This window comes from Bradyrhizobium sp. RT6a (assembly GCF_040547675.1).
In the GTDB taxonomy this organism is placed as follows: domain Bacteria; phylum Pseudomonadota; class Alphaproteobacteria; order Rhizobiales; family Xanthobacteraceae; genus Bradyrhizobium.
In genome coordinates this window covers 1,296,162-1,321,687 of the sequence record NZ_JBEPQC010000002.1, presented here as the reverse complement: position 1 = coordinate 1,321,687, position 25,526 = coordinate 1,296,162, and the positions used below count along the sequence as shown (strand labels likewise).

The window sequence follows — 25,526 nt, the reverse complement described above, 5'->3', positions numbered from 1 at the left end:
CGATGGACGACCTGAAATCGATCATTGGAAAAGTGGCGACCGGCGCCAGCCTGTCGCGTGACGAAGCGGCCTCCGCCTTCGACGCCATGATGTCCGGCGAGGCTACGCCATCGCAAATGGGCGGCCTCCTGATGGCGCTGCGGGTGCGCGGCGAGACCGTGGACGAGATCACCGGCGCGGTCTCGGCCATGCGCTCCAAGATGCTCACGGTCGATGCGCCCGCGGATGCGGTCGACATTGTCGGCACTGGCGGCGACGGCTCCGGCTCGGTCAATGTCTCGACCTGCGCCTCCTTCATCGTTTCGGGCGCCGGTCTGCCGGTGGCCAAGCATGGCAACCGCGCGCTGTCGTCGCGCTCGGGCGCCGCCGACGTGCTGGCTTCGCTCGGGGTGAAGATCGATCTGAGGCCGGAGCAGGTCGGCCGCTGCGTGCGCGAATGCGGCATCGGCTTCATGTTCGCTCCCTCCCATCATCCCGCCATGAAGAACGTCGGCCCGACCCGGGTGGAGCTTGCGACACGCACGATCTTCAACCTGCTCGGTCCGTTGTCCAATCCGGCCGGCGTGAAGCGGCAGATGGTCGGCGTGTTCTCCCGGCAATGGGTGCAGCCGCTGGCGCAAGTGCTCAAGAACCTTGGCTCCGAATCCGCCTGGGTCGTGCACGGTTCCGACGGCCTCGACGAAATCACCCTCACCGGCCCGACCTTCGTCTCCGCGCTCCACAATGGCGAGATCCGGAATTTCGAGGTGACGCCGGAGGACGCGGGCCTGCCGCGCTGCGACGCCGGTGAACTCAAAGGCGGCGACGCCGACGCCAACGCGATCGCCTTGCAGGGCGTGCTCGACGGCAAGCCGAGCCCCTACCGTGACGTCGCGTTGATCAACGCCGCTGCCGCATTGGTCGTAGCGGGGCGTGCCAGGGATCTCAAGGAAGGTGTCGTGATCGGCGCAAAATCGCTCGACAGCGGCGCGGCGAGCGCGCGGCTGAAACATCTGATCGCGGTCTCGAACGGCTGAGCCTGACATGTCGGACATCTTGACCAAGATCGAAGCCTACAAGCGCGAGGAAATCGCGGCGGCCAAGCGCGCGCAGCCGCTGTCGGCGGTGGAAGCGAAGGCCAGGGCGCAAGCAGCACCGCGCGGCTTCGTTCGCGCGATCAGGGCCAAGCACGCCAATGGCGACTACGCGCTGATCGCGGAGGTCAAGAAGGCCTCGCCGTCAAAGGGCCTGATCCGCGCCGATTTCGATCCGCCGCTGCTTGCCCGTGCCTATGAGGCCGGTGGCGCCGCCTGCCTGTCGGTGCTGACGGACACGCCCTCGTTCCAGGGCCATCTCGACTTCATGGTGGCGGCCCGCGCGGCAGCGTCACTGCCGGTGCTGCGCAAGGATTTCATGTTCGACACCTATCAGGTAGCGGAGGCCCGCGCGCACGGCGCCGACTGCATCCTGATCATCATGGCGGCGCTCGATGATGCCACGGCCAAAGAGCTCGAGGATGCCGCCATCGCCTATGGCATGGACGTGCTGATCGAGATCCACGACCGCGCCGAGCTCGACCGCGCGCTGAAGCTGCGTTCGCCGATGATCGGCGTCAACAATCGCAATTTACGCACCTTCGAAACCACGCTTGCGACCAGCGAAACATTGGCGCCGCTGATCCCCGGCGACCGGCTGATGGTCGGCGAGAGCGGCATCTTTACGCCCGCCGATCTGGCCCGCCTCGAGCGCGTCGGCATGTCGACCTTCCTGGTCGGCGAGAGCCTGATGCGGCAAGCCGACGTTACCGCTGCGACGCGCACGCTGCTGGCGCGCGAGACCGCGCGCGCCACAGGCACGAACTGATGGCGCGTAAGCCCGCAAAGGCCAAACCGACCAAGACCGGCCCTGCCCTCACCCATATTGGCGCCTCCGGCGAGGCGCGGATGGTTGACGTGTCGGACAAGCCCGCGAGCGAGCGGCTCGCGGTCGCGGAAGGACGCGTCGTCATGAGCAGGGCGACGCTTGACCTGATCCTGTCCGGCAACGCCAAGAAGGGCGACGTGCTCGGCACCGCCCGCATCGCCGGCATCATGGCCGCCAAGCGCACCTCGGAGCTGATCCCGCTCTGCCATCCGCTCGCGTTGTCGAAGGTGACGGTCGAGATCGAGCCCGACGCAACGCTGCCTGGCTGCCTCGTCCGCGCCAGCGTGAAGGTCACGGGCCCGACCGGCGTCGAGATGGAAGCGCTCACCGCCGTCTCGGTCGCCTGCCTCACCATCTACGACATGATCAAGGCGGTGGAACGCGGCGTCCGCATCGAAGGCATCCACCTGGTCGAGAAGCTCGGCGGCAAATCCGGCCATTACCGCGTCTGATTGCCGCTGCTACTTCAGCGACGCGCTGATCGAGCCGAATTTTGCATTGAGCTTGCCGCGCGGGCCGTTCACCACGGATGATCGCAAGCCCGATGCCGGCGCGCCCGCATATTGATTGCTTTTGCGAGCCTCCGTTCACGGCGCATTAACCCAGCTTGCTAACTTCGCCTCCACTCCGTTCCCGTAAACCAACGGATGTTTCAGGGGTCAAGGATTGACCCTGACGTGTGCACGACAACGATCGATCATGATGACGGGATTCGGCAGTCGCCTTTTTGACCAGGCCTTCGTGCGCAGCGGACCGATCCGCTGGCTGGTGGTGGGCGGCACGCTGCTGATCGCTGCGATCGCCGTGGGCGCGACGCTGATGGCGGAGAATTTCCGCGAACGTGCGCTGCGCAACGCGGGCCGCGAGCTGGAAAACACCGTGCTGATGCTGGCCCATCATTTCGACCAGCAACTGCAGGATTTCGCGGTCATCCAGAAGGATTTCGTCGACTACGTCCGCGCGAGCGGCATCACCAATGCGGCGGACTATCGCAAACGCCTCGCCGGCCACGACCTCCACCGGATGCTGCGTTCGAAGATCGAGGCACTGCCCTACATAGGCGGCGTCAATATCATCGATGCCGAAGGCAATTTGATCAATTCGTCGTCGGCATGGCCCGCCCCGAGCGTGAACGTTGCCGATCGCGCCTATTTTCGCACCTTCCGGTACGATCCCGACGCTCCCGACGTCCTGATCGAACCACTTTACAGTCGCATCTCCGGCGCCTGGACCATCCTGATCGTGCGCAAGGTCGTTGGACCGAACGGCGAATTCATGGGTGTGGTCGGACGCGGCATCGAGCCGGCAAATTTCGAAAAATTCTTCGAGTCCGCCGTGCTCGGCGAAAGTGCGACGATCTCGATGCTGCACCGGGACGGCACCATGCTCGCCCGTTATCCCCATTCCAGCGAATTGATGGGGCGCAATTTCAAGAACGGCCCGTTCGCACATCAAAAGGTTTTCGGGCTCGACCATTTTGCCGGCCGCTTCATCAGCCCCGTCGACGGTGAGGACCGGCTGATTTCCTCACACGCCCTGCCTCACTTCCCGATCCTGATGATGGCCACCACGACGCGCGCGACGGCACTGACGGATTGGCGCGAGCAGATCGGCATCCTGATCTCGGTCGCCGCCTCTTCCGCGCTCGCCATCGCGGGCGTGCTGATCGCGATCGTACGCAAGCTCCTGGAGCAGCATCGTCTTTCGCGGGAACGGTTGACGCTGGAAATGCAGCGTCTCGACCGCGCCGTCAACAACATGACTCAGGGTCTGCTGCTGTTCGACGCCGCGCAGCAGCTCGTGATCTGCAATCAGCGCTACATCGAGATGTACGGGCTGTCGGCCGAAATCGTGAGACCCGGCTGCAGCTTCCACGACATCATTGCGCACCGCAAAGCCACCGGCTCGTTCACCGGCGATCTGGACCAGTATGTCGCACGGGTCCTGCGCGACGTCCATCTGCGCAATTCCATGGTGGTCGACACCTCCGACGGCCGCTCGATCCAGATCGTCAACGAACCGCTCACGGACGGCGGCTGGGTGGCGACGCATGAGGACATCACGGAGCGCCGGCGTATCGAGGAGCGCATCACCCATCTCGCTCACTACGACGCGCTGACCGACCTGCCCAACCGCACCATGTTCCACGAGCATCTGCGTCAGGAACTCGATCTCGTCGCCGGGGGCGAACAACTCGCGGTGCACTACATCGACATCGACGAGTTCAAGGGCGTCAACGACGCGCTCGGGCATCTCGTCGGTGACGAGCTTCTGAAGTCGGTTGCGCAGAGCCTCCAACGGTGTGCGGGTCCGGCGGACTTCGTGGCGCGGCTCGGCGGCGACGAATTCGCCATCGTCCAGAGCGCGTTGACATCGCTGGATCAGGTCAACGAGCTCGTCGCGCGCGTGTTCGAAGCCATCCGCGCGCCGTTCGACTGCATGGGACATCATCTTGCCACCGACGCCAGCATCGGCATCGCGCTGGCGCCGGAACATGGAACGGCGCTGGACCAGATCCTGAAGAACGCGGACATGGCGATGTACGCCGCCAAAGCCGCCGGGCGCCGCACCTATCGCTTTTTCGAGCCAGAGATGGACGCCAAGGTCCACGAGCGGCGGCAGCTCGAGATCGACCTGCGCCACGCCATCGCCCAAGGCGGGCGCGAAGGCGGCCTCGAGGTGTACTACCAGCCCTGCCTCAGCCTGAAGGACGACCGCATCACCGGCTGCGAGGCGCTGGTGCGCTGGCGCCATCCCGAGCGCGGCATGGTCTCGCCGGCCGAGTTCATTCCGATTGCCGAGGACACCGGCCTGATCAACGAAATCGGCGAATGGGTGCTGGCGACCGCCTGCCGGGACGCGGCGAACTGGCCTGACGACATCCGCCTCGCCGTCAACGTCTCGCCGGTGCAGTTCAAGAGCGGCACGCTGGCGCTGAAGATCATGGCAGCGCTTGCCGCCTCCAATCTGCCGGCGAGCCGGCTCGAGCTCGAGATCACCGAGGCGGTGCTGATCCGCGACGACGACACCGCGCTTGCGGTCCTGCATCAACTCCGCGCCATCGGCGTCCGCATCGCGCTGGACGATTTCGGCACCGGCTACTCCTCGCTGAGCTATCTGCATCGCTTCCCGTTCGACAAGATCAAGATCGACCGCTGCTTCGTTAACGACATCGCCGGCCCCGACGGCTCGGCCAGCATCGTGCAGGCCGTCGTCAATCTTGCGGCCGCCCGCCGCATGACCACCACCGCCGAAGGCGTCGAGACCGAGGAGCAGCAGCGACTGCTGCGCGCACTCGGCTGCTCCGAGATGCAGGGCTATCTGTTCAGCGCCGCAAAACCCGCCGACAAGGTGCTTGAGCTGTTCGCAGCTCATCGCAGCCGTCTCGCCCAGCGCGGCGGCAACGAAAGCCGTCGCCGCGAGGCAAGCTAGGGATCTACTTCCACACACGCGGGAACGTCAGCTCACGGGACAAGGGTGCCCACTTGGAATTATAGACCAATTGGTCTATATATCGGGAATGCGTCGCCAAATCCCTGTGCAGTTGCCCCGTGGCCGTCCCCGAAGTTTCGACGTGGAAGCCGCGGTCGAGCGGGCGATGGGCGTGTTCTGGTCGCGCGGTTATCACGCAACGGCCCTACCGGACCTTCTTCGTGCGACGAAGCTCTCGCGCGGCAGCCTTTATGCGGCTTTCGGAGACAAGCACTCGCTGTTCTTGCGTGCGCTTGATCGCTACATCGCCGATGCCCTGACACGCATGGATGTCGAACTCGACCCCCGCAGAGATCCGGTCGACGGCCTGCGCGCCTACCTCGCCGGCTACGTTGACCGAACGAGCGGCGCCAATGGCCGACGCGGATGCCTGCTGGTGGCCACAGCCATGGAGCTGGCTGGCCGTGACGCCGAAGTTGACCGCCGCATCGGGAGCTTTTTCAAAGCCATGGAGGCCAGGGTGGCTGATGCACTGTCCCGTGCGAAGGCGGCGGGCAAGCTGGCCGATGCCGTCGAGCATTCAAGTGCCGCGAAAATTCTCGTCTGTTTCGTCGAGGGGCTGCGCGTCTTCGGCAAGGCGGCATCGACGCGGATCACGTCACAAGCCACCGCTGACGCTCTCCTCGACCGCTTCATCAGGTAGACAACCGTTTTATCAGGTTTTCGGCCGCTTCCGCTGCTGGCGCGTCGAAATATAGACCGAACGGTCTTGAAAGGAAGAATGTCATGTCGGCCATCCAGATCGTCTGTGCGGTGGCCGTCCCCCTGCTCTGGGGTTACCAGTTCGTGGCCATCAAAGTGGGCGTTACGGAGTTTCCCCCTCTCTTCTTCCTCGCGCTGCGCTTTTTGGCCATCGCGCTGCTGCTCGCTCCCTTCGTCAAACGGCCCACGCGTCGGCAGCTCGGCCCGATCGCAGCAATTTCGCTTTTCCTCGGTGGGCTGAACTTCGGTCTCTTCTATGTCGGCCTCGGGCTCGGCTCGGGCAGCATGTCGGCCGTCGCCTATCAACTCGCCACGCCCTTCACGGTCCTGTTAGCTTGGCCGCTGCTCGCGGAGAGGCCATCTCTCACCACTTCCGCTGGAGTAGTGCTTGCATTCGTCGGTGTGGTCATGTTGGCGGTGGAGCCCGGCGTGTCCGCAAACACGCTTCCACTGCTGCTCGTGGTCGGGGCAGCCTTTGCATTCGCGATATCCAACGTCTTGACGAAACGCTACGGGCCTTTTGATCCCCTGATGTTGATGGGGTGGTCCTCGCTGCTCACGGTGCCGCAAGTCATGGTGATGTCGCTGCTCCTTGAACATGGACAACTCGCGAGCCTCGTTACTGCGGATGGACGTGGTTGGCTGGCGCTCGCCTACACGATTTTTATCGGGGGAATTGTCGGGTTTGGCCTATGGTTCTGGCTGATCGGGCGTTGCTCCATGGGCCGCGTCGCACCCTTCGGTTTGCTGCTTCCAGTGTTCGCCTTGACGTCCAGCGTGATGTTCCTTGGCGAACACATGACCTCAAAGTTGATTTTCGGCGGGCTGCTCGCGATCTCCGGCGTCGCCATCACACAGTTGAGACCGAGCGCTTGATTAATTTGAACGGCCATAGCTCTTGAGCCGTCGGCCCGTGAGGACTTGACCGTGGTGACCCGCCAAGCTATCCCGCCCTCGCAGCTCCTCTGGCGCTGCCGTAGGCGTTACCGTCATCCAACGCGTCCTTTGTCGAGAGGATCCCAGCTGGGAGATCTCGATTCACGAGACGCCACGGTCATGCCATCACGCTCCCAGCTTGCGGACGCTTTCCCGTTCAAGACGTCATTTCCGGCACGGCTTATCCGCGCCTGGATGTTGCTGTCGCGCCGGATAGCTCGCCGCCGGGGTTTTCCTGGATTGCCGTGGCCTTCACCTCCACCGAAAGGCAGCAACCATGAAGATGACCGGCAACACGATCCTCATCACCGGCGCCACCAGCGGCATCGGCCGCGCACTGGCCGAGGCTTTCCACGACCGCGGCAATCGCGTCATCGTTACCGGGCGACGGCAGTCCTTGCTCGATCAGATCACCGCTGAACGCCCGGGCCTGATCGGCCTGACGCTTGACCTCGCCGATCCCTCAAGCCTGCCGCGCCTCTCGGCCGAGATCCGCGCAAGCTTTCCCGAGCTCAACGTGCTGATTGCCAACGCCGGCATCTCGCGGCCGGAGGACATAACGGCAGACGGCTGGGATGCCGCGGACGCGGAAGCCATCGTCGCGACCAACATTCTGGGCGTGCTACGCGTCACCGCGGCGGTCCTGCCGCTCCTGAAAGGGCAACCGAACGCGACGATCATGGCGACCAGCTCGAACCTCGCCTTCGTGCCGCGCGCCGACTTCCCGGCCTATTGTGCCAGCAAGGCGTTCCTGCACTCCTGGCTCCAGTCGCTGCGGCATCAGCTTCGCAAGATCCCCGTCGAAGTGCTGGAGCTCGCACCGCCCTATGTGCAGACCGGGCTCACAGGCTCGCAACAGGCGAGCGATACGCGCGCGATGCCGCTTCCCGCCTATATCGCTGAGGTCATGCAATTGCTGGAGTCGCGGGTCCATCCCGGCGGCGAGGTGCTGGTCGCGCGCGATCGCGCCCGGCGCTGGGCCGAGCGCGACGGCTGCTACGAGGCCACCTTCGCGGCCATGAACCCGAGCTGACACAGCGTCCCGAAACAAGTTCGCCCGGGAACGGCTATCCGTTCCCGGGCGATCAATACCTTACCGTCGCGAGGACCTAGGCTAGTTCGGCACCGCAGCCTTCAGCGCCGGCTTGGCGGCGACGGCATTTGCGGTTTGGCCATGCAGGAAGTCGTAGGCCGTATGCAGGGCCTTGTCGTCTTTCGCTTCCGGCGGGACATAGGACTGCGATCCGGTCTGCTCGGTGCCATCGGCCGCCTGGAGATGGCCGCGCATCTGGGACTCCGCCATGGTGTCCATCCGGCCCTTCAGCTCGGGCGGCACGTCCTGGAGGATCTCGATGTCGGGCGCGATGCCCTGGGCCTGGATCGAGCGGCCCGAGGGTGTGTAGTAGCGCGCCGTGGTCAGCGCCAGCGCGCCGTTGCCGGTGCCGAGCGGAATGATGGTCTGCACCGAGCCCTTGCCGAACGAGCGCGTACCGATCAGCGTGGCGCGCTTGTGGTCATGCAGCGCGCCGGCCACGATCTCCGAGGCCGAGGCCGAGCCGCCATTGACCAGAACCACCAGCGGCTTGCCCTTGGTGAGGTCGCCACCATGCGCGGTGAAGCGCTGGGTCTCTTCCGGATTGCGGCCGCGGGTCGAGACGACCTCGCCACGCTGCAGGAACGCGCTCGACACCGACACGGCCTGGTCGAGCAATCCGCCCGGATTGTTGCGCAGGTCCATCACGTAGCCCACCAGCTTCTCCGGCGGAACGTCCTTGGAGATCGATGCGATCGCCTTCTTCAGGCCATCGGTGGTCTGCTCGTTGAACGAGGTGACGCGGATATAGCCGATATCGCCATTCTCGACGTGGAAGCGCACGGGGCGCACATGGATGATCTCGCGCTTGATCGCGACGTCGAGCGGGGCGTCGGCCCCCTTGCGCACGATCGTGAGCTTGGTCTGGGTCTCGACCGGCCCCTTCATCTTGTTGACGGCCTGCTCGAGCGTCATGCCCTGCACGGCGTCGCCATCGATCTTGCTGATGAGGTCGCCCGACATAATGCCGGCCTTGGACGCCGGCGTGTCGTCGATCGGCGAGACGACCTTGACCAGCCCTTCCTCCATCGTGACCTCGATGCCGAGCCCGCCGAACTCGCCGGAGGTGGTCTCCTGCATCTCGGTCCAGGCCTTGTCGTTCATGTAGCGCGAGTGCGGATCGAGCGAGGTCACCATGCCGGTGATCGCGCCTTCGATCAGCTTGGCATTGTCGGGCTTCTCGACATAGCTCGCCTTCACCCGCTCGAACACTTCGCCGAACAAATTGAGTTTGGAATAGGCGTCATCCGCCCTCGCTGCCGCCCGTGCCGCCCATACGCCGCCATGCGGACTGGCTACCAAAAGGGTCAGACACGCTCCAGTGAGCGCGCCCAGTGGAAACAGCAGGGTTTTCCGCATGGATAGGCTGGCCTTTTTGCTTCGCGGTTCGGTGGGGCTGGGGAGCCGCCATGCAAATGGCGATCCAGCCTGCTTCTCACAATACCATTCCGGTTTCTTCAAGGCCGGGATGCCACGCCGGCGGGTACACCGTCAAAATCCCTTCGTGTGGACCTAAACTTTTGGCAACGTTGAGGACCCGGTCTGAGCGCAGCGGGACGGCCGGCCGGCTCACGCCTTGCGACCATGCCATTTTAGGATGGTTTTGGCGACGCGGACGGGTTAGGCGATGAGGTAAGGCTTCAAATTTTCGGGAGGATAACAATGAACGAAGCACCCCGCATCCAAGCGGAAAGGAACGTCGAGCTCGGCGCCAGCACCGAGCCGTTCCAGAATCTGCATGAATTCATCCGGAAAGCGCGTTCCAACCTCAACCAGAATGCCTGGGATTATATCGTCGGCGCGGCCGAGACCGAGACCACGATGCGTCGCAACCGCATGGCGCTGGACGAGATCGCCTTCCGCCCGCGCGTGCTGCGCGACGTCCGCAAGGTCACGGGTTCGGTCGAGCAGTTCGGCCGCAAGATGCGCCTGCCGGTGGTGCTCGCCCCCGTCGGCGCGCTCGAGATCTTCGACCCGGATGGTGCGGCGAGCGTAGCGCGCGCCTGCGGCACTTTCGGTGCAGCGCACATGCTCAGTTCGGTGTCCGAGCCCGGCCTCGAAAAGACCGCCGAAGCTGCGCCCGACGCCCTGCGCCTCTACCAGCTCTATGTGCGCGGCGACGACGCGTTCGTCGCCGACGTCGTCAGCCGGGCCGAGAAGAATGCCTATGCCGCCTTCTGCCTGACCGTCGACACCGCTCATTACAGCCGTCGCGAACGTGACATCGCCAAGCGCTACGTTCGCGAGAGCCGCCTGCGCGCCACCGGCGGCGATTACCAGAAGGGTCTGGAGTGGCGGACGGTGAAGATGATCAAGGACAAGTTCAAGATCCCGCTGATCCTCAAAGGCATCGCGACGCCGGAGGACGCGCTGATCGCGATCGATCACGGCGTCGAATGGATTTACGTCTCCAACCATGGCGGCCGTCAGCTCGATCACGGTCGCGGCGCCATGCATGTTCTGCCCGAGATTGTCGACGCCGTGAACGGCCGCGCCAAGATCATGGTCGATGGCGGTGTCTGTCGCGGCACCGACATCGTCAAGGCGATCGCGGCGGGCGCCGACCTCGTCGGCATCGGCCGGCTGCAATGCTGGGCGCTGGCGGCGGCCGGCGAAGCCGGCGTGGCGCGCATGCTGGAGCTGCTCGAGGACGAAGTGCTGCGCTGCCTCGGCCTCTTGGGTGCAACCTCGTTCGCCGAGGTCAACAAATCCTGCCTTCATCAGGCGACCGCAACCAACGCGCCCAGCGTGTTCAGCGCGTTTCCGCTGTTCGACCACGAGCCATATCGATACTGAATGAAAGGGTGCAGGTGACATCGCTCTCTCCCGGCAGCGCGGATGCGCTTCTGTTCGATCTCGGCCGCGTGGTGCTCGATATCGATTTCTCCAAGGCCATCGCCTGCTGGTCGGGACATGCCGGCTGCAAGCCCGAATCCCTCGTCGCGCGCTATGTGCGGGACAGCGAAGCCTATCGGTTGCACGAGATGGGGAAGATCAGCGATGAGGACTATTTCGCCTCATTGCGAGCCTCGCTCGGAATCGGCATTTCGGACGCGCAGTTCCTGGAAGGCTGGAACGCGATTTTCGCCGGCGAAATGCCTGACATCGCCGAGCTGCTGCCGCGGGCAGCGAAGCAGATGCCGCTCTACGCTTTCTCCAATACCAACCGGCCGCACGTGGACCATTTCTCAAGGGAATATGCCGACCTCCTCGGCCATTTCCGCGAGCTCTATTTGTCGTCCAGCATCGGCTTGCGCAAACCGGATGCGGAGGCCTTCGACCACGTCGTTGCAGCGATCGGCGTACCCGCCGGGCGCATCGTGTTCTTCGACGATCTTGCCGAAAACATCGAGGGAGCGCGGGCGCGCGGCTTGACGGCCGTGCATGTGACTTCGCCGCGTGACGTCGGGAACGCATTGAAGGCATTGGGCATTTGACGAGGAGCCCTTGTCGCGAAACCCACGGCGGCACGGCCCGACGGGACCAATTTTGAAGGAATTGAGGAACCCGATCACTTTGTGCATTTTTGTACAGAGTTCCGGGAACGGAATACCGCCTTCCGGACTCTTAGAGTCCGTTGGGACTTCTACGGACGGATGCATCATCGTGCTGGGCAAAACCTACCTCACCAAGCAAGCCTCTCTTCTTCTTGAATTCGCCAGGACAACTTCAGATTCGGACCTTTCCGCCAAGCTTGTGAGCAAGGCCGCCGACCTGAAATCCCAAGCCGATCCGCTACCCGACAAGGATCAAGGACCCAAGGCGCCCGACGTAACTCCCGGGCAGGCAGGGAGCTGATCGATACAGGCCGGGGGGCGCACGTCGTTCTCGTCTTACCATGACCACTATCCTGCCGATCTGTAACCTCCTTCGGATCATGGCGCGACGCGCTTGATCCCGGCTTCCGGAACAACATGAAGCGGCGGGAATGACTGCGCCCGTTCAGCCGTTTTTGCCTCCGCGCCCGCGCTCGGCTAGAAGACTTGCGGAACATTCGCCCGAACGTGCCGAGCAGGAGTTTTCGCCGTGGCCTTGATGCCGGTTTCTGACGCGCTTGCCGCAGTGCTGGCGGGTGCAGAGCCGCTGCCGGAAGACATGATTTCCCTCGACGAGGCCTACCATCGCGTGCTCGCGCGTGACGTCGCGGCGCGACGTACGCAGCCGCCGCAGGCGATGTCCGCGATGGACGGCTACGCGGTGCGCGCGGCCGATGCCGCGACGATCGATTCGGAGCTCACCGTCATCGGCGAAGTCGCGGCAGGCCGACCGTTCGCGGGGACGGTCGGCGCCGGCGAGGCCGTGCGGATCTTCACCGGCGGCGTCGTTCCCGGTGGCGCGGACGCCGTCGTGATCCAGGAGGACACGGTCGCCGCCGGCAAGCGTATCACGATCAAGGAAGCCGCGATCGCCGGACGGCACATCCGTCCCGCCGGCGTCGATTTCCGCGAGGGCGACGTGCTCCTGCGCAAGGGAAGCCGTCTCACCGAGCGCGACCTCGCGCTCGCCGCCGGGATGAACCATCCGCACCTTGCCGTTTTCAGGCGTCCGAAGGTCGCGATTCTCGCCACCGGCGACGAGCTGGTGATGCCGGGCACCACGCCCGGTCACGGCCAGATCGTCTATTCCAACGGCTACGCCCTGCACGCGCTCGCCCGCAGGGAGGGCGCCGAGACCATCGACCTCGGTATTGCCGCCGACACGCTGGAGGCCACCACCGCCGGCATTCGCCGCGCCCGCGAGAGCGGCGCCGACATCCTGATCACGACCGGCGGCGCATCGGTCGGCGACCACGATCTGGTCCAGCAGGCACTGAGGGACGAAGGCATCGCGATGGCGTTCTGGAAAATCGCGATGCGGCCAGGCAAGCCGATGATGCACGGTCGGCTCGGCACAATGGGTGTGATCGGCCTGCCGGGCAATCCCGTGTCGTCCTACGTGTGCGCTTTCCTGTTCCTGGTGCCTCTGATTCGCGCCCTGTCTGGCCGTTCTGTGATTCACCATCGCCGTGAAAGCGCCGTGCTCGGCCGCGACGTCGGCGCCAACGACCAGCGCGAGGACTATCTGCGCGCGCATCTGGAGGAGCGTGACGACGGCACACGCGTCGTTCTTCCCGTCAACCATCAGGATTCTTCGCTGCTTGCGAATCTCGCTGCAGCACAGGTACTTCTCGTGCGCGCTCCGTTTGCGCCGAAGGCCGAAGCCGGCACGGCTTGCGAAGTATTGCGGCTCCCCGTCTGAGCGCCTCGGCAACGCGCGTTCCGCGAACTTTGCTCTGTTCACGGTAAATTAAGCAGTTGCGGAACATGTATCGAACATATAGTGTCCGTTCATGATTTGTTTCGAGCATGTAGCGGCATATAGCCGAATTCAGCGTCTCGGAATCGGACGACATCAACCGGGGGACTTTGGTCGAGATGTTAACGCGCAAACAATACGAGCTTCTGCGGTTCATCAGTGAACGTCTGAAGGAAAGTGGCGTGCCGCCTTCCTTCGACGAGATGAAGGATGCGCTCGACCTGCGCTCGAAGTCGGGCATCCATCGCCTGATCACGGCGCTCGAGGAGCGTGGCTTCATCCGACGCCTGCCCAACCGCGCCCGTGCGATTGAAGTCATTAAGCTGCCGGAGCTCCAGGCAGCCGCAGGCAGCCGGCGCGGCTTCACGCCGAGCGTCATCGAGGGCAATCTCGGCAAGGTGCGTGCGAGCTCCAGCCTGCCGGCTGACGAGGGCGAGCGTCCCGTTGCGGTGCCGGTGATGGGCCGCATCGCGGCCGGCACGCCGATCGAGGCGTTGCAGACCCGCAGCCATACCATCAGCGTACCGCCTGACATGCTCGGCTCGGGCGAGCATTACGCGCTCGAAGTGCGCGGCGATTCCATGGTCGAGGCCGGCATTCTTGACGGCGACATGGCACTGATCCAGCGCAACGAGAGCGCCGATACCGGCGACATCGTGGTGGCGCTGATCGACGACGAGGAAGCGACGCTGAAGCGCTTCCGCCGTCGCGGTGCATCGATCGCGCTCGAGCCCGCCAACGCGGCCTATGAGGTCCGCATCCTGCCGCCCAACCGGGTGAAGATTCAGGGCAAGCTGATCGGGCTTTACCGGAAGTACTGATACCGGAAGTGCTTCATACCGGAAGTGCTTGGCGCCTCGCGCGCTTCCACCGGCATCGCCGGTCAGAGATTGGAGCGGATCATCGTCCGCTCCGGCTGGATAGTCGTTCTGGTTCTGCACAGACTATCCGGCCCCTCCTCCGGCGCTGGCTCCTCGCGATGCCCACGGAAACGGCACCGCGTCTCGAGTGTTCGAGGAAACACCGGCCAGCGATCAAGTTCTACCATTGCAGACAAGCCGGCAATGTTCGCGCATGCGCCTCCCGAATGCATCGCAACGGGCTTTGTTCCTATTGAATTCGGGAAAGATAATGTGATCGCAGCTTGCAGAAGCCAGCCGCAGATTTGCCCATAACCAAGCAGAGCGTTCGTGCTTCCACTCTGATAGAGGCCTGCGCCTCGATAAGAGACGCGGGTAGCTATCCCAGCATGAGGAGCACCCGATGTGTGACTACAGCCTGCATGCCGTCGCGTCGCGCCCCGCCGAAGTCGGCGAGACGATCGTCACGACAAGCTTCCGCGGCACCTCGACGCGCGGCTTCGCCTCCGCAGCCGATCCGTCTGTTGCCGTCTGCCTGCTGCCGGGGACGGAGCTCGCCTTCGCCGACGACGTCCGTTACGACAATCGCTGGATCTGGACGCGCACCATCAATTCCCGCGTGGGCAAGTTCGGCAAGATCGATCCGCACATTCCCGACCGCCATCATGATGCGATCGAATTCCCGGACGGCAAATATGTGCTGGTGACGCAGCTCGTCGAAGGCCAGCGCGCGACCGTGCTGCAACTGCCGGTAACTCAGTCGGTGGCCGAGCGCGAGCACAAGGCGCAGATCATCGCCGACCGGCCGCCGACCGTCACGCACCTGCCGATCGGCTGACACAGCCGCCTCCGGCTAGGAGGTCGGGGGTCAGGATTGAATTGCCATCGCCGGCCGCGGCCGGCGAGATGGTGTGGCTTGCGTCCGCGAAATCCAATCGGATGGACCAAGCCCTTACACCTCTCCGCCGCACGAAGTTTGAGCCGCCCTGCCTGAAGTTTGAACGTCCGCTTCGCAGCCAAATGACCGATGCTGTCAGGGCTTGAGACGGCGGACACGCTCGATGAAAACCTTCCTTCGCGTCGTTGAACTCTGGGTGCCCGATCGGACGCGCATGCGGCTGGAGTTTGGCGGCGGCCTCTACGACGAAGGGCTGTCCGCGTTCAAGGCCGTCAGCGAAGAGCTCCACTTCGGATATGACGAGGGACTTCCGGGCAAGGCCTGGGCCGCGGGCCACCCCGTGATCCTCACCAAATTCGCCAACTCCTATTTCAAACGGACCGATCAAGCGCTTGCGGCCGGCCTCACCTGCGGCGTCGCGGTGCCGGTGTTTGCGGGTGAATTCCTGCAAGCCGTCATGGTGCTATTCTGCGGCGACGACGAAGCGCATGTCGGGGCGATCGAGCTTTGGCACAACGACCCAGATGCCTCCCACGAGATGGGGCTCGTGGATGGCTATTATGGCACCGCCGACATGTTCGAATTCAACTCCCGCCACACTAAATTTCCTCGCGGCTTTGGCCTGCCTGGCCGCACCTGGAAGGCGGGGCTGCCGCTGATCATCAAGGACCTGCACGACGCCAGGAGTTTTCTGCGCTGGGAGGACGCAGCCAAGGTCGGGATCAATTGCGGCGTCGGCGTGCCCTATCGGACCGGCACGGACCAGACCTGGGTCCTGACATTCCTCTCCGCGCAGGCCACGCCGATTGCGCGACGCTTCGAGATCTGGATCCCGAACGAGACCCACTCGGCACTGGTGTTCCGCGCCGGCGATTGCAGCGCGCAGACCGACCTTGCCGCGCTCTATGCGGAAAAATCCATTGCCAGAGGCGAAGGCAGCATCGGCGGGGCCTGGGCGACCGGCATGCCCGCGCTCAACGATGAGCTCGCGCATGACGGCTCGGTCGCCGGTTTCGAAGCCTGCACAGCCGGACTGAGCCGGATGGTGGCCCTGCCGGTCATCGGCAATTCCAGGCTCGACGCCGTGCTGGCCTGGTACTTGTAACCGATCCGATCAATCGTCGGCCTGCAAGTCGGTCTCCGCTGGCGTTGCGTCCTTGGTGCGGGGCGCGGTCGTCTTCGGCGCAAGGCTGCCGTCGAAATCACCCTCGCCGGCGCCGGCCGGTAACCAGGGGCGGCTCGTGCCTCTCGCCCTCACCGCCTGAACCACAAAACCGTCACCACGCTGCGTCAGCGCCAGCGCGCTCTGGCTGGCGAGCCGCTGCCGATCGACCACCATCGCCGCGCAATCGGGCGGCGCGGGACGTGTCGTCACCACCAGCGCGGCCCGACTGCAATCGTCCGCGAGCGCGTCGACGCGCAGTGCCAGCGCGACCAGCCTCCCGTCGGCCAGTGGCGTCACGCAGCCGGATTCGTCACAGGACACGCCATCGGCAAGCGAGGCTCGGCCGGCATCGCGCGGATCGGCGTCGGCAGCGAGCCATTCCTTGAGCAGAAAGCTGTCCTTGTTCGTCCTGATCAGGTGTAAATATCCGTCCCTGCCCCGCACGGCGACGCTCGCGCCATCCCCGGCAATCAGGATGTCGGGCTGCCGCGCCGAGAGTCCCCAGAGGATCGCTGCCAGCAGCACCAGGGCGCCGGACCAGCGTAGCGGCGTGCGCAACAAGCCCAGCGCGATGATTCCCAGGCTCGCCGCGATCAGCGGCGCGATCCCGAACGCCGGGATGCGGCCGACCGCGCCCGGCAATGCCGCAACCCAGCGCGAGACCGCGACCATCCAGTCGATGCCGATTCCCATCAGCCACCAGAACACGCTGTCCAGCCCGAACGGCGCCGCAAGCAGCCCCAACAGTCCTGCCGGCATCACCAGCGCCGAGACCACCGGCATCGCGCCGAGATTGGCGAGCACGCCGAACGGCGTGACACGGTGGAAGTGGAACGCGGCATAGGGCGTGGTCGCAAGTCCCGCAATCAGCGAAGCCATGAACAGCATCGCGATCTCGCGGCCGCCCCACATCGCAATGCGCGCGGTCGCCGAATGGTCCGGCGAGGCAAACAAATTCGGCATGCCGATCTGCACCAGCGCCACCAGCCCCAGCGTTGCCGCAAACGACATCTGAAAACTCGGATGCGGCTCGCCGTTTAGGAAATGAAGCCAAATACTTAGCTAGACTTCAACTCCCTTTCCGGGACATTTTCCGGGACTCTCGCACCTTGGCGAGGCTTTCGACCGCTTCGGCAACATCTTCGTCGAGCACATGAGCGTAGCGCAGCGTGCTCTTAATGTCGCGATGGTTCATTGCCTTCTGAACCAGCTTCAGGTTGCCGCTGTCGCGCAACAGCTTGCTTCCGAAGTCGTGGCGGAAATCGTGGAAGCGGAAATTCCTAACGCCAGACGCGGCGCGCAACCGCTGCCATGCGCTCTTCGTGCCGTTGTAAGTGATAGGACACCGTTCGCCAGCCACCCGCCCCAGCCGCCTATTCCCGTAGATCGCAACATAAGTAAAAACGAACTCCGGGTGGTGTCCCTGAAGTGGGAACAGTATCTCGCGTATGGCATCAGTGATTGGGAACACGATGCGCCGCCCGCCCTTGCCAGTGCGGACTATTTGGCGGGTGCCGAAGTTAACTTCCGACCAGCGCAGCGTGACGCACTCCTTTAAACGCATGCCGCTGGCCTTCACGAAATCAAAGAATGGATGGTAATCGTCGCGCATCGCGTCATCGAACGCGATCGCCTCGTCGTCCTGTAGTTCGCGGATACGCTCGACCGGCTCTTCCAGCAACAAAGCTTCCCAATCTGGCTCGTTCTCGAAAACGGCCTTCTCGTCCTTAGCGAACTTGAATAGTCGTTGCAGAACCTTGGTGGTCGAGCGATTGACAGTAGCATTGGCTATAAATGGCGCGTTTTCTTGATCCTTACGCCTAGCGACTCGGTGACCACGCCGCCACGCTACCAATTTGGCGACAAGCGCATGATCAATCTCGCTAAGCGGCATTCCCTTGCCGAAATAATCGACCAGTCGGGCAAGGTTAGTATCAGTTGCGTTTGGATCAGCGTCATACTGCCCTTTGGCTTCCCAAAAGCGCGCGGCAACATCATCGATCAGAAGCGATGTGCGCGACCGCTTCATCGCTTTCAGTTGCGCCTTGGCCTTCTCCCGCTCTAGCGCCTCGAACCTATCCGCTTCTCGCTTAGACGTGCATTCCGTTGAGCCGTGAAACCGATGACCCCCGACCTGGAAATCAAAGTGGTAGTACGGGGATTTGTTACCGGGCTTGTAGACGGACACTCGAATCTCCTGCGCTTATCAATGAAGTTACGCAAATCGGCGGGATGGATTTTCCGCTGCAATCGCTCGCGGCCAGCACCGGTCACGATGCAGGGAAGTTCACCGGCCTCAATGTGGCGCACCAACGTCCGCTTACAAATTCCCAATTCGAATGCGGCTTCGGTAAGTGTTAGCAGCCTCTCATTATCGTTCGCCGCGATGGGCGTCTGAAACGCATCAGCCATCTGAGTCTTCCAAATGATCTAGGTGGGAGTCAACTAAAAAGTATGACAGACAAAATGCCGTGTCTCTACTGGTGTTTAGCGTATCGCAGGCCAGCGCCCTTACCGCTACGGGCGGGAAGAAATTCGATTCCAGCCCGCTCAAGCGCGGCCTCCATCGCGGCGACATTCGCAGGATCCGTCTCGCGCGTACCGCGTTCAAAATCCTTCACCGTCGAAAGTCCGACGGCGGCCGCCTTGGCGAGGTCTGATTGAGTCCAATCAAGCAAACCTCGCGCGGCCCGACACTGTTGAGGCGTTATCGACATTTCTCACTTGTACCGAAGCTAGTGCACCGTCGCCACCAGATAATCATATCGCCGTGACGGTGGCCCCTCCGCTTCAATTTTCAAGGTGCCCGCTTCGAGCAAGCGTTGCATAGCCTGCGCCATCTTTTCCTTCGTGTAGCCCTTCGCGTCTGGATGCTTCGCGATTTCCTTGGCCGCAAATGTCGCCGACGTTTTCTTATGACTGAAACGAATGCCGATAGCCGTCATCTTCCAGAACACGTTCATGAACACATCATCTGCCGCCCGGTTTGCAAGGCTTGTAGTGGCACCGTCCACGCCCTGATCAAGCACGAATGCACCATCGTCCCATCGCAACGCAATCTCTTCGCCAACTGCGCCATAGTTGGCTTTCATCACCTTCAACAGGCGACGATCAGGATCGTCACCATCGGCTTGGAGGTAAAGACGCGAACGAACGCTGTTAGACCAAGCGGTGCTGCCAGAAGTACCCCGGCCGGTCATTATACCGGATAGGGATGGATGGCTTAGCAGCATCACGGCGCAACCGGTATCAAGCGCGAGCTTCGAAAGTTTCTGCACGAATTGACGAACTTGGACGCGCTTGATTTCATCGCCAGCAAATACGTCGGCGGCCGGATCGATCACGACCAGACGTGGCTTGCTTTCTGCCACTATCTTTGTGAGCTTCGCAAACTGCGTCGTTGTCGATATGCCGCCTAGATCATTTGCGGTGGCCAGCGTGGCGTCTAAGCCAGCCATCGGGATAATCTGCACTCCCGCTAGATCGGCAAGCTGGTGACCACTACAGCCCGTTACAGCGGCGAAGCGGCGGTGGAGTTCGTCGCTGTCATCTTCAGCGGTGTACAAGATCGCCGGTCCCTGTTGAACGGGCTTGCCGAACCAGGGCAAGCCAAGCGACATTGCTGTTATCAATTGAATCGCGGTTAGGGTCTTCCCGGTGCCACCGTCGCCCGAGAGATTAGTGACAACACCGTCCGGGATGAGGTCTTGCACAATCCACCTGCGCGGCGGTACCGGCTTGTCCTGCCATTCGCGCGGATCAATCAAGGGAAGCGGATCGCGCGCCAACTCCGCATCAATGAAGGGTCCCCAATTCATCGCGCCAGTGCCTCAACGAGCTTGGCCGCGAATGATGGAAAGTCATTGTATCCCGGCCGGATGCCAACAACGCGGACGGTTGCCGCAAGCGCCTCCGACCACCTTTCCGATCTGTTAAAATGTGGCGCAATAGCACTCCACTGCTCGTCGGATAGAGCGGCCTCCTTACCCATGCTCCGCAACAACTCGGCGGCGGCCGCATTCCGGGGATCGCTTGGGAATTGCTGCGCAACAGCATCGCGCCAACGGGCGGTCTTCTTGAAGCTCGCGTACAATGCGGCCTCGCATTCATACTTTTCAGTCATGTAATTTCCTTGAGAGTTAATTCCTGCACCGCCGCGCGAACGCAGACACATTGAATCCATTCCGGTTCGGCAATAGGGCATCGAACCCAAGCTGTTCGGCCAGCCAAGCGGCTGCCGCTTCAAAGGTGGCATTGAAGACCAGCATCACCACATCAATCGGCGTGTGCGGTTGATCGGCGCCCCAATCCTTGATGCCATCGGCGTGAAAGGAAAGGTTGGCGTTCTCAACCCCCCGCCACGCGGCAACCGCACGATACCCTTTGCCGGATCGCCGCGTGCCAGGAAGACACAAGGCAGGCACCCATCTGTCAAAGTTGCGCAAGGCGGTGTCGTTAAGTTCACGCCACAAGGTCTCGCCTTCTCCGGCTTGATACGCCGCTGGTGGCCTATAGCCAAAGCGCGCTAAAGCCGCTTCAAGTTGATGCGCCACATCGTCAGGTAACTCCGGTAGTTGTTCAACCGGTGTGTTCTCCAACGTGTCGGGACCATTCCAGATGTACGGAAATCCGGTAGATGGATGGATCGAACCCGGCACCACGGTTTGTCTTCCGTAGGCTAAAAGGTCCAGCACACGACTTTTGCCGACGTTGAACGCTTGAGACACGATGGCCGATGATCCACGGTAGAAGGCCGTAAACCCCTTCGCTCCCCTTTTCACAACCTCGCTATATGGCAGCACAGGCAATACGGCACGTATCAGGTCGGGATCGTCAGTATCAAGATCGATGCATTTCAGCACTTGGTCGAGCGCTACCCCGACTCCTGCATCCGGCCATTGTGCCCAAAAACCCGTTTCGATTTCCGTGGGGCGTCGCGAGCAGAACCGCTGCCAGTCAGGCATGCCGCCCCATCTGCCAAACGAATATGCGCCGGGTCTTTTTGTGCCGGGTGCGATTGGGATCGCATGGTAGCCCTGGTCGATCAGCCGAGCACCCGCCACGGCATAAGGACTATAGGAATTGGTCAGGATTGGACCTCCGAACTGTTAGAATCGCCATTTTGCGGAAGCAGAAGTTTACCTGAAGGCCGGTTCAAGCCCTTGAAGCCGGGGGGATTGGAATCCCCCCGTCCGTGTTAGGCGCGCGCGTCGGGCGTACATCCGGCCTCGACCCGCTGCCCGTTAGGTGATGCTGATCTTGAGCAGCTTAATCGCGTCCGTATCGGCAACGCCGCCACCAACGCGGCGGTAACCGTAGAAGATCACGTTCGGCTTGCTGCTAAACGGGTCACGTAGCCAACGCACGCCGGGTTTATCCGCGATGATGTACGCGGCCTTCCAGTTTGCGAATGCAATCGGGAACGCGTTACCGGTAACGGCTGGCATGTCTTCCGAGAAATAGACTGGCCTCCCCAAGAGAGTCGGAGGCACATCAGCCGCAATCGAGTCGCGCCAGATATAGTGGCCTGTTGCATCCTGAATCCGGTCGAGCTGGCTGGCGGTCGCCGATGACATAACCCATGCCGCGTTCGCACGATGCGGCGCGCGCATCGTCCAGTAGAGACTCTTGAGACCGTCGAAGGTAACGGCACCTGCACTCCCGGAAGGCACGTACTGAATCTTCTTGTAGTCGCGTGCGAAGTCGGCCGCGCTATCGGTCTGATAAGTCAGGAAGCCGGTTGGCTGGCCCACGCCGTTGCCGCCAACAAAGGCCGATCCCTCGCTCCGAGCGAACTTATCCGAAGCGCGTTCCATAACGAACGCGGCCATGTCGAACCTAGAATCGTCAAGAAGCCTTTGGGTTACCGGTTGACTAGCGTAAAGCTCATTCACCGGCACTGACACCATACCCAATGAGGGCGTATTGGTCGCAGGCCGCGCTTGATTCTCGCTTACCCATGTGGCGCCAGCGTCGCCGATTTGCTGTGGTTCCTCGTAACTGCCGAAGCTACCAACCTCGACAACTCTGGCGATCTTGCGCAAAGGCGACTGATCGTAAAGGCGCCGATTGATATCCGCGCTCAACTGTGGTGTTACGCCGTAGCCGCCGTCAGGATCAGACCCGACCGACATAGCTTTAATTTCGACGTTATGACGAACGTAATCGGCCAACGCCTTCTTTTCTTCGCTGATTGCCACCTTTGACTCGTTGTCATTGGCCGCCTTCAGATTGAAGTTGTCATTCGCCGCGCCAGCACCAGGACGGTTCGAGCGCGCTTCCATTTTCTCGAGTCGAGTGCGAAGTTCCTTTACCTCGCCGAGCGCAGTGGTTGTGGTTTCGGCCAGCGCATCGATGGCTTCCTCGATAGGTGTATCAACGTTAGTTGCCTGAACAGGCATTAGAATTTTCCTTTGAAATGCAGTTCTGGATTGATCGGGTTGCTCGGATCAATCGCTTCGTTAAGGGTTCATCGGCTAGCAGCACATCGCGTGCTTTCATCGCCGGTTTGCCAAGCGTCGCAATTTGCTTGGCAAGACGCCACGACACGCCTCCGTCGCGGAGAATCTTTTCGATTGTTCGTGGCGAGTGTTGTTCCGTCAGGCTCGGCTGCGCCTTGACTGACACTAATTTCGCGTTGCTGTTCGCGGGGATTGCTACGGCGCTGACCTCGAAGAGACGAATCTCGTCAAGCCGTTGAATACCCTTGCCCAACCCGGTTGATTTCCTCGTCTGGTAGCCAATAGAGAACGCCAGCGCACCTACCTTCATAAGCGCATGCGCTTCGGCCGCCTTGGCTACTTCGAGCGTAAGCCGCCCTTCCATCAGCAAGCCGTGTCTATCTTCAACCAGTCTAGTAATTACCCCGATTGGTTGTGACTGATCGTGCGACCACAACAACGCCGGATTAGTGTTTTTGGCAGCATGTTCCGCGATTGTCTTCGTGAATGCGCCATGCGCTACCAAATCACCGTATGCGTCCGGTTCGCCGCCGAAGGTCGATGCGTACCCGCTAAACTCTCCGGCTTGACTGGCTGATGCCCACTTTATCGCGAGCGGAATCGAATGGCGTACATCGGTCATGCGGCGGCCTTCATGGAAATGTCCGCCGCAATGTCGAATAGCGCCTTCCCGGAAAGAATATTGCTGTGCCGTACTGTTGCGTTGTGCCACTTCTCGGTCGCGTATTCGATTACGAACGGCGCATCTGTGCAGGGCGTCGTAATCGTCACAGCCGGTGTTGCCGTCGCATAGACCTCAACACGGCTGCGGTAAGCCCATGCCGAGAACTCGGTGTGTGCCTGGCTGATAAAGCTGTCGAGCATGTCCGCGATCAACTCGCCTGCGGTGCCGTATCCATCGGCGGACAAGTTGAAATAGTACGTAGCGACCGCTGCGACCTCTTGCGGCTTAGCTTCGATTGGCAAGGCTAGGAGCAAGAGCGCAACAGCCTTAGAAAGGTCTGTTGGCGAATTGCCGGATTGAACAATATGACGTGCAGTGTGCTGGATATGCTCAAGGTTAAAACCGGTGCGTTGCGCGATGGCGCGAAGTATGGTTGATCCGTAGGTCACAAATGAGTGCCTTTCTGAAATGGGTTCTACTATCAGGACCGGGGCGCGCCGTGGCCTACAAGCCAAGACCGTCCGGGCGATATCGAACCGCCCGGATTGCCCTTCCTCTGTCTGTCCGTGAGAAGCGACGTGGCTTGTAAGTGGCCGCCGCCGTTAAGCGGCCAGCCTCAGGGTTCCGCCGTCAGCAATTGCGCGCATGTAACGACGCGCTGTCACGGGCAGGCCGTGTGTGTCCACGAAATCGCGGAAATCCTTGGCGTCGTGATAGGCTTCGATGTGCTTGGCGGCAACTTCCAACGCCAGCATAACGATGCATGAACCGACCACCGGCTGACTGTAGCCCAGCCGCGCCGCAATCTCGGTGAACCCGCTATTGTTGCACACGGCATCCATCAACGGGAGCCACAGCGGACCGACGACGGCCGCGAGGTCTTCAAGCTCCATTTGCGCATCGAGCCGACGCTGCGCGGCTGGGTCATCACGAACAACATCGAAACCGCCGCTCACCGGTGCCGAACGTTTGCTTGTCCGAAGCGAACCGTCATAGCGCTTCGCATCCGGCTCGCCATTCTTCTCGCTATACTCTCGCCATTTCCGGTCCAGCGTCTGACCGTTGTGGAATATCAGCTTGCCTGATGATGATCGATCAACGTCATAGTCTACGCTTGCCGCTTTACCCGGACGATGAACCGACAAGCCGAGTGCATCGGCCCCGGCGGTGTCCACCAGTTCGCGGAGGTAAAGAGCGGTGTCTTTCCGGCGTACACGTTCCGCCGAATCTTTGATCCGATTAATAGCCTCTAAGACCAACCAGTTCGGGGCCGGTTCGTTATCGTTGGCGGGCACAATTGCGGCTTTGGGCTTCTTGTTCTCTTTCAGCACGCTCATATCAAATTCTTGGCGCGCTTTGGCGAGCCGTTCTTTAGTGCCCCGCTTTGCGACCGCTGTCGCTTCCAGCCGGGGTAGATTCGAGCGCGCTTCGTCCTGCTTAATCTCCTCGTCTGTGTTGTCGAAACCAAACGTGTTAGGCTCGCGCATTTTCGGCGCGACTGTGTAGTCATCGACCGTGTTGCCGTAGCGATCCTTGATTGCTACCGCGCCGGACACAAATTTCCACTTCTTGCAGCTTTCATCCTCACGTTCATGCCGCTCAATGTTTTGGGCTTCAAGGTCATTGGCTTCGTGATAACAAGATGCGTGGGCGTCGTGATCAAGATCGGTCATTATTTTGTTCTCTGTCAGTTGACGTGGCAGGGATGCGCTCGCGCGCTAGCTGGCAAAAGCGTGCAAGCTGTGGTGCGCATCGCTCATGTCGCGATTGCAATATGTGCAGATGTTGGTATGGTCATTTTGCGATTGCACGTTGGTCATGTCTTCTCATTAGGCGTGCAAGATCGTTCGCTGCGGATGATGCAGCGTTGGAATTATGACGCGAATATCTCGCCGATGCGAAGGCGCTCGGCTGTTCTGCTCCTCCCTATTTCAAGGCGTGCGTGTTCTTACCCGACAGCGGGAAAATCCGCTACGAGTGGTCGGTACTTTTAAATTGGGCGCATTGCCCCGTGCTCTTCAAGATTGGTGTTCTTACCGCAAGATGTGAAAATTGGCT

The 25,526-nt window shown here is 61.9% G+C and carries 24 protein-coding genes and 2 pseudogenes; 14 read left to right on the top strand and 12 right to left on the bottom strand.

Translation table 11 applies throughout. The features are described 5' to 3' along the window. Positions 1-2 precede the first annotated feature (2 nt). From trpD to ABIC03_RS16225, 7 genes are all read left to right on the top strand, one after another. Positions 3-1,016, top strand: coding sequence for an anthranilate phosphoribosyltransferase (gene trpD, locus ABIC03_RS16255; protein WP_275171242.1), 1,014 nt, complete (start codon positions 3-5; stop codon positions 1,014-1,016). A gap of 7 nt (positions 1,017-1,023) precedes the next feature. Further along, positions 1,024-1,842 carry an indole-3-glycerol phosphate synthase TrpC gene (trpC, locus tag ABIC03_RS16250; RefSeq protein ID WP_275171243.1) on the top strand — a complete coding sequence of 273 codons (819 nt, stop codon included), beginning with the start codon at positions 1,024-1,026 and terminating at the stop codon, positions 1,840-1,842. Beyond that, entirely contained in the window at positions 1,842-2,354 is a 513-nt protein-coding gene (gene moaC, locus ABIC03_RS16245) for a cyclic pyranopterin monophosphate synthase MoaC (RefSeq protein ID WP_275171244.1), read from the top strand. Before trpC ends, moaC begins: the two co-directional genes overlap by 1 nt. Positions 2,355-2,601: 247 nt before the next feature. Continuing rightward, a complete protein-coding gene (locus tag ABIC03_RS16240; protein ID WP_354059110.1) occupies positions 2,602-5,334 on the top strand; it encodes a bifunctional diguanylate cyclase/phosphodiesterase in 2,733 nt (910 codons plus the stop codon). A gap of 88 nt (positions 5,335-5,422) precedes the next feature. Continuing rightward, positions 5,423-6,037, top strand: coding sequence for a TetR/AcrR family transcriptional regulator (locus ABIC03_RS16235; RefSeq protein ID WP_354059672.1), 615 nt, complete (start codon positions 5,423-5,425; stop codon positions 6,035-6,037). Between the two features lie 83 nt (positions 6,038-6,120). Continuing rightward, positions 6,121-6,972, top strand: coding sequence for a DMT family transporter (locus tag ABIC03_RS16230; protein ID WP_354059108.1), 852 nt, complete (start codon positions 6,121-6,123; stop codon positions 6,970-6,972). 337 nt (positions 6,973-7,309) lie between these two features. Next, the gene (locus ABIC03_RS16225; RefSeq protein ID WP_354059106.1) at positions 7,310-8,065 is read left to right on the top strand and encodes an SDR family oxidoreductase; all 756 of its coding nucleotides are present in this window, start codon (positions 7,310-7,312) and stop codon (positions 8,063-8,065) included. Between the two features lie 81 nt (positions 8,066-8,146). Here ABIC03_RS16225 and ABIC03_RS16220 read toward each other — a convergent pair whose 3' ends face one another. Then, positions 8,147-9,484 (bottom strand): S41 family peptidase, encoded by a 1,338-nt coding sequence (locus ABIC03_RS16220; protein WP_354059104.1) that lies wholly within the window; start codon positions 9,482-9,484, stop codon positions 8,147-8,149. 303 nt (positions 9,485-9,787) lie between these two features. On the opposite strand from ABIC03_RS16220, the gene ABIC03_RS16215 reads away from it, so the two are divergent. The 7 genes from ABIC03_RS16215 to ABIC03_RS16185 all read left to right on the top strand — a co-directional run bounded on the left by ABIC03_RS16215 (position 9,788) and on the right by ABIC03_RS16185 (position 16,283). Then, the gene (locus tag ABIC03_RS16215) at positions 9,788-10,921 is read left to right on the top strand and encodes an alpha-hydroxy acid oxidase (protein ID WP_354059102.1); all 1,134 of its coding nucleotides are present in this window, start codon (positions 9,788-9,790) and stop codon (positions 10,919-10,921) included. Between the two features lie 8 nt (positions 10,922-10,929). Next, positions 10,930-11,562, top strand: coding sequence for an HAD family hydrolase (locus ABIC03_RS16210; RefSeq protein ID WP_275171250.1), 633 nt, complete (start codon positions 10,930-10,932; stop codon positions 11,560-11,562). Between the two features lie 169 nt (positions 11,563-11,731). Beyond that, positions 11,732-11,923, top strand: a complete 192-nt coding sequence (locus ABIC03_RS16205; protein WP_275171251.1) for a hypothetical protein — start codon at positions 11,732-11,734, stop codon at positions 11,921-11,923. 228 nt (positions 11,924-12,151) lie between these two features. Further along, complete coding sequence (locus tag ABIC03_RS16200) at positions 12,152-13,363, top strand: molybdopterin molybdotransferase MoeA (protein ID WP_354059099.1); 1,212 nt, start codon at positions 12,152-12,154, stop codon at positions 13,361-13,363. A 176-nt stretch (positions 13,364-13,539) separates the two neighbouring features. After that, a complete protein-coding gene (gene lexA, locus ABIC03_RS16195; protein ID WP_106945054.1) occupies positions 13,540-14,241 on the top strand; it encodes a transcriptional repressor LexA in 702 nt (233 codons plus the stop codon). A 442-nt stretch (positions 14,242-14,683) separates the two neighbouring features. Further along, positions 14,684-15,118: a hypothetical protein gene (locus ABIC03_RS16190; protein WP_275171253.1), complete on the top strand. Its 435-nt coding sequence runs from the start codon at positions 14,684-14,686 to the stop codon at positions 15,116-15,118. A 223-nt stretch (positions 15,119-15,341) separates the two neighbouring features. Next, positions 15,342-16,283, top strand: coding sequence for a GAF domain-containing protein (locus ABIC03_RS16185; protein ID WP_354059096.1), 942 nt, complete (start codon positions 15,342-15,344; stop codon positions 16,281-16,283). A gap of 9 nt (positions 16,284-16,292) precedes the next feature. Here the strand turns inward: ABIC03_RS16185 and ABIC03_RS16180 are convergent. The 11 genes and pseudogenes from ABIC03_RS16180 to ABIC03_RS16130 all read right to left on the bottom strand — a co-directional run. After that, a pseudogene (locus tag ABIC03_RS16180) lies at positions 16,293-17,369 on the bottom strand (ComEC/Rec2 family competence protein); the annotation flags it as partial. Positions 17,370-17,412: 43 nt separating this feature from the next. Beyond that, on the bottom strand, positions 17,413-18,531 hold the full coding sequence (locus tag ABIC03_RS16175) for a tyrosine-type recombinase/integrase (protein WP_354059094.1): 1,119 nt from the start codon (positions 18,529-18,531) through the stop codon (positions 17,413-17,415). 20 nt (positions 18,532-18,551) lie between these two features. Continuing rightward, a pseudogene (locus ABIC03_RS16170) lies at positions 18,552-18,755 on the bottom strand (helix-turn-helix domain-containing protein); the annotation flags it as partial. A gap of 65 nt (positions 18,756-18,820) precedes the next feature. Further along, positions 18,821-19,060, bottom strand: coding sequence for a helix-turn-helix domain-containing protein (locus ABIC03_RS16165; RefSeq protein WP_354059092.1), 240 nt, complete (start codon positions 19,058-19,060; stop codon positions 18,821-18,823). A gap of 18 nt (positions 19,061-19,078) precedes the next feature. Further along, positions 19,079-20,161 carry an AAA family ATPase gene (locus ABIC03_RS16160; RefSeq protein WP_354059090.1) on the bottom strand — a complete coding sequence of 361 codons (1,083 nt, stop codon included), beginning with the start codon at positions 20,159-20,161 and terminating at the stop codon, positions 19,079-19,081. Further along, on the bottom strand, positions 20,158-20,466 hold the full coding sequence (locus ABIC03_RS16155; RefSeq protein ID WP_354059088.1) for a hypothetical protein: 309 nt from the start codon (positions 20,464-20,466) through the stop codon (positions 20,158-20,160). Before ABIC03_RS16155 ends, ABIC03_RS16160 begins: the two co-directional genes overlap by 4 nt. 16 nt (positions 20,467-20,482) lie before the next feature. Next, complete coding sequence (locus ABIC03_RS16150; RefSeq protein WP_354059086.1) at positions 20,483-21,406, bottom strand: bifunctional DNA primase/polymerase; 924 nt, start codon at positions 21,404-21,406, stop codon at positions 20,483-20,485. 180 nt (positions 21,407-21,586) lie between these two features. Next, the gene (locus tag ABIC03_RS16145; protein WP_354059084.1) at positions 21,587-22,744 is read right to left on the bottom strand and encodes a phage major capsid protein; all 1,158 of its coding nucleotides are present in this window, start codon (positions 22,742-22,744) and stop codon (positions 21,587-21,589) included. Beyond that, complete coding sequence (locus ABIC03_RS16140) at positions 22,725-23,426, bottom strand: HK97 family phage prohead protease (protein WP_354059082.1); 702 nt, start codon at positions 23,424-23,426, stop codon at positions 22,725-22,727. The genes ABIC03_RS16145 and ABIC03_RS16140 overlap by 20 nt, the downstream gene beginning before the upstream one ends. Beyond that, a complete protein-coding gene (locus tag ABIC03_RS16135) occupies positions 23,423-23,917 on the bottom strand; it encodes a hypothetical protein (protein ID WP_354059080.1) in 495 nt (164 codons plus the stop codon). The genes ABIC03_RS16140 and ABIC03_RS16135 overlap by 4 nt, the downstream gene beginning before the upstream one ends. Positions 23,918-24,070: 153 nt before the next feature. Next, positions 24,071-25,141, bottom strand: a complete 1,071-nt coding sequence (locus ABIC03_RS16130) for a hypothetical protein (protein ID WP_354059078.1) — start codon at positions 25,139-25,141, stop codon at positions 24,071-24,073. Positions 25,142-25,526: the final 385 nt, after the last annotated feature.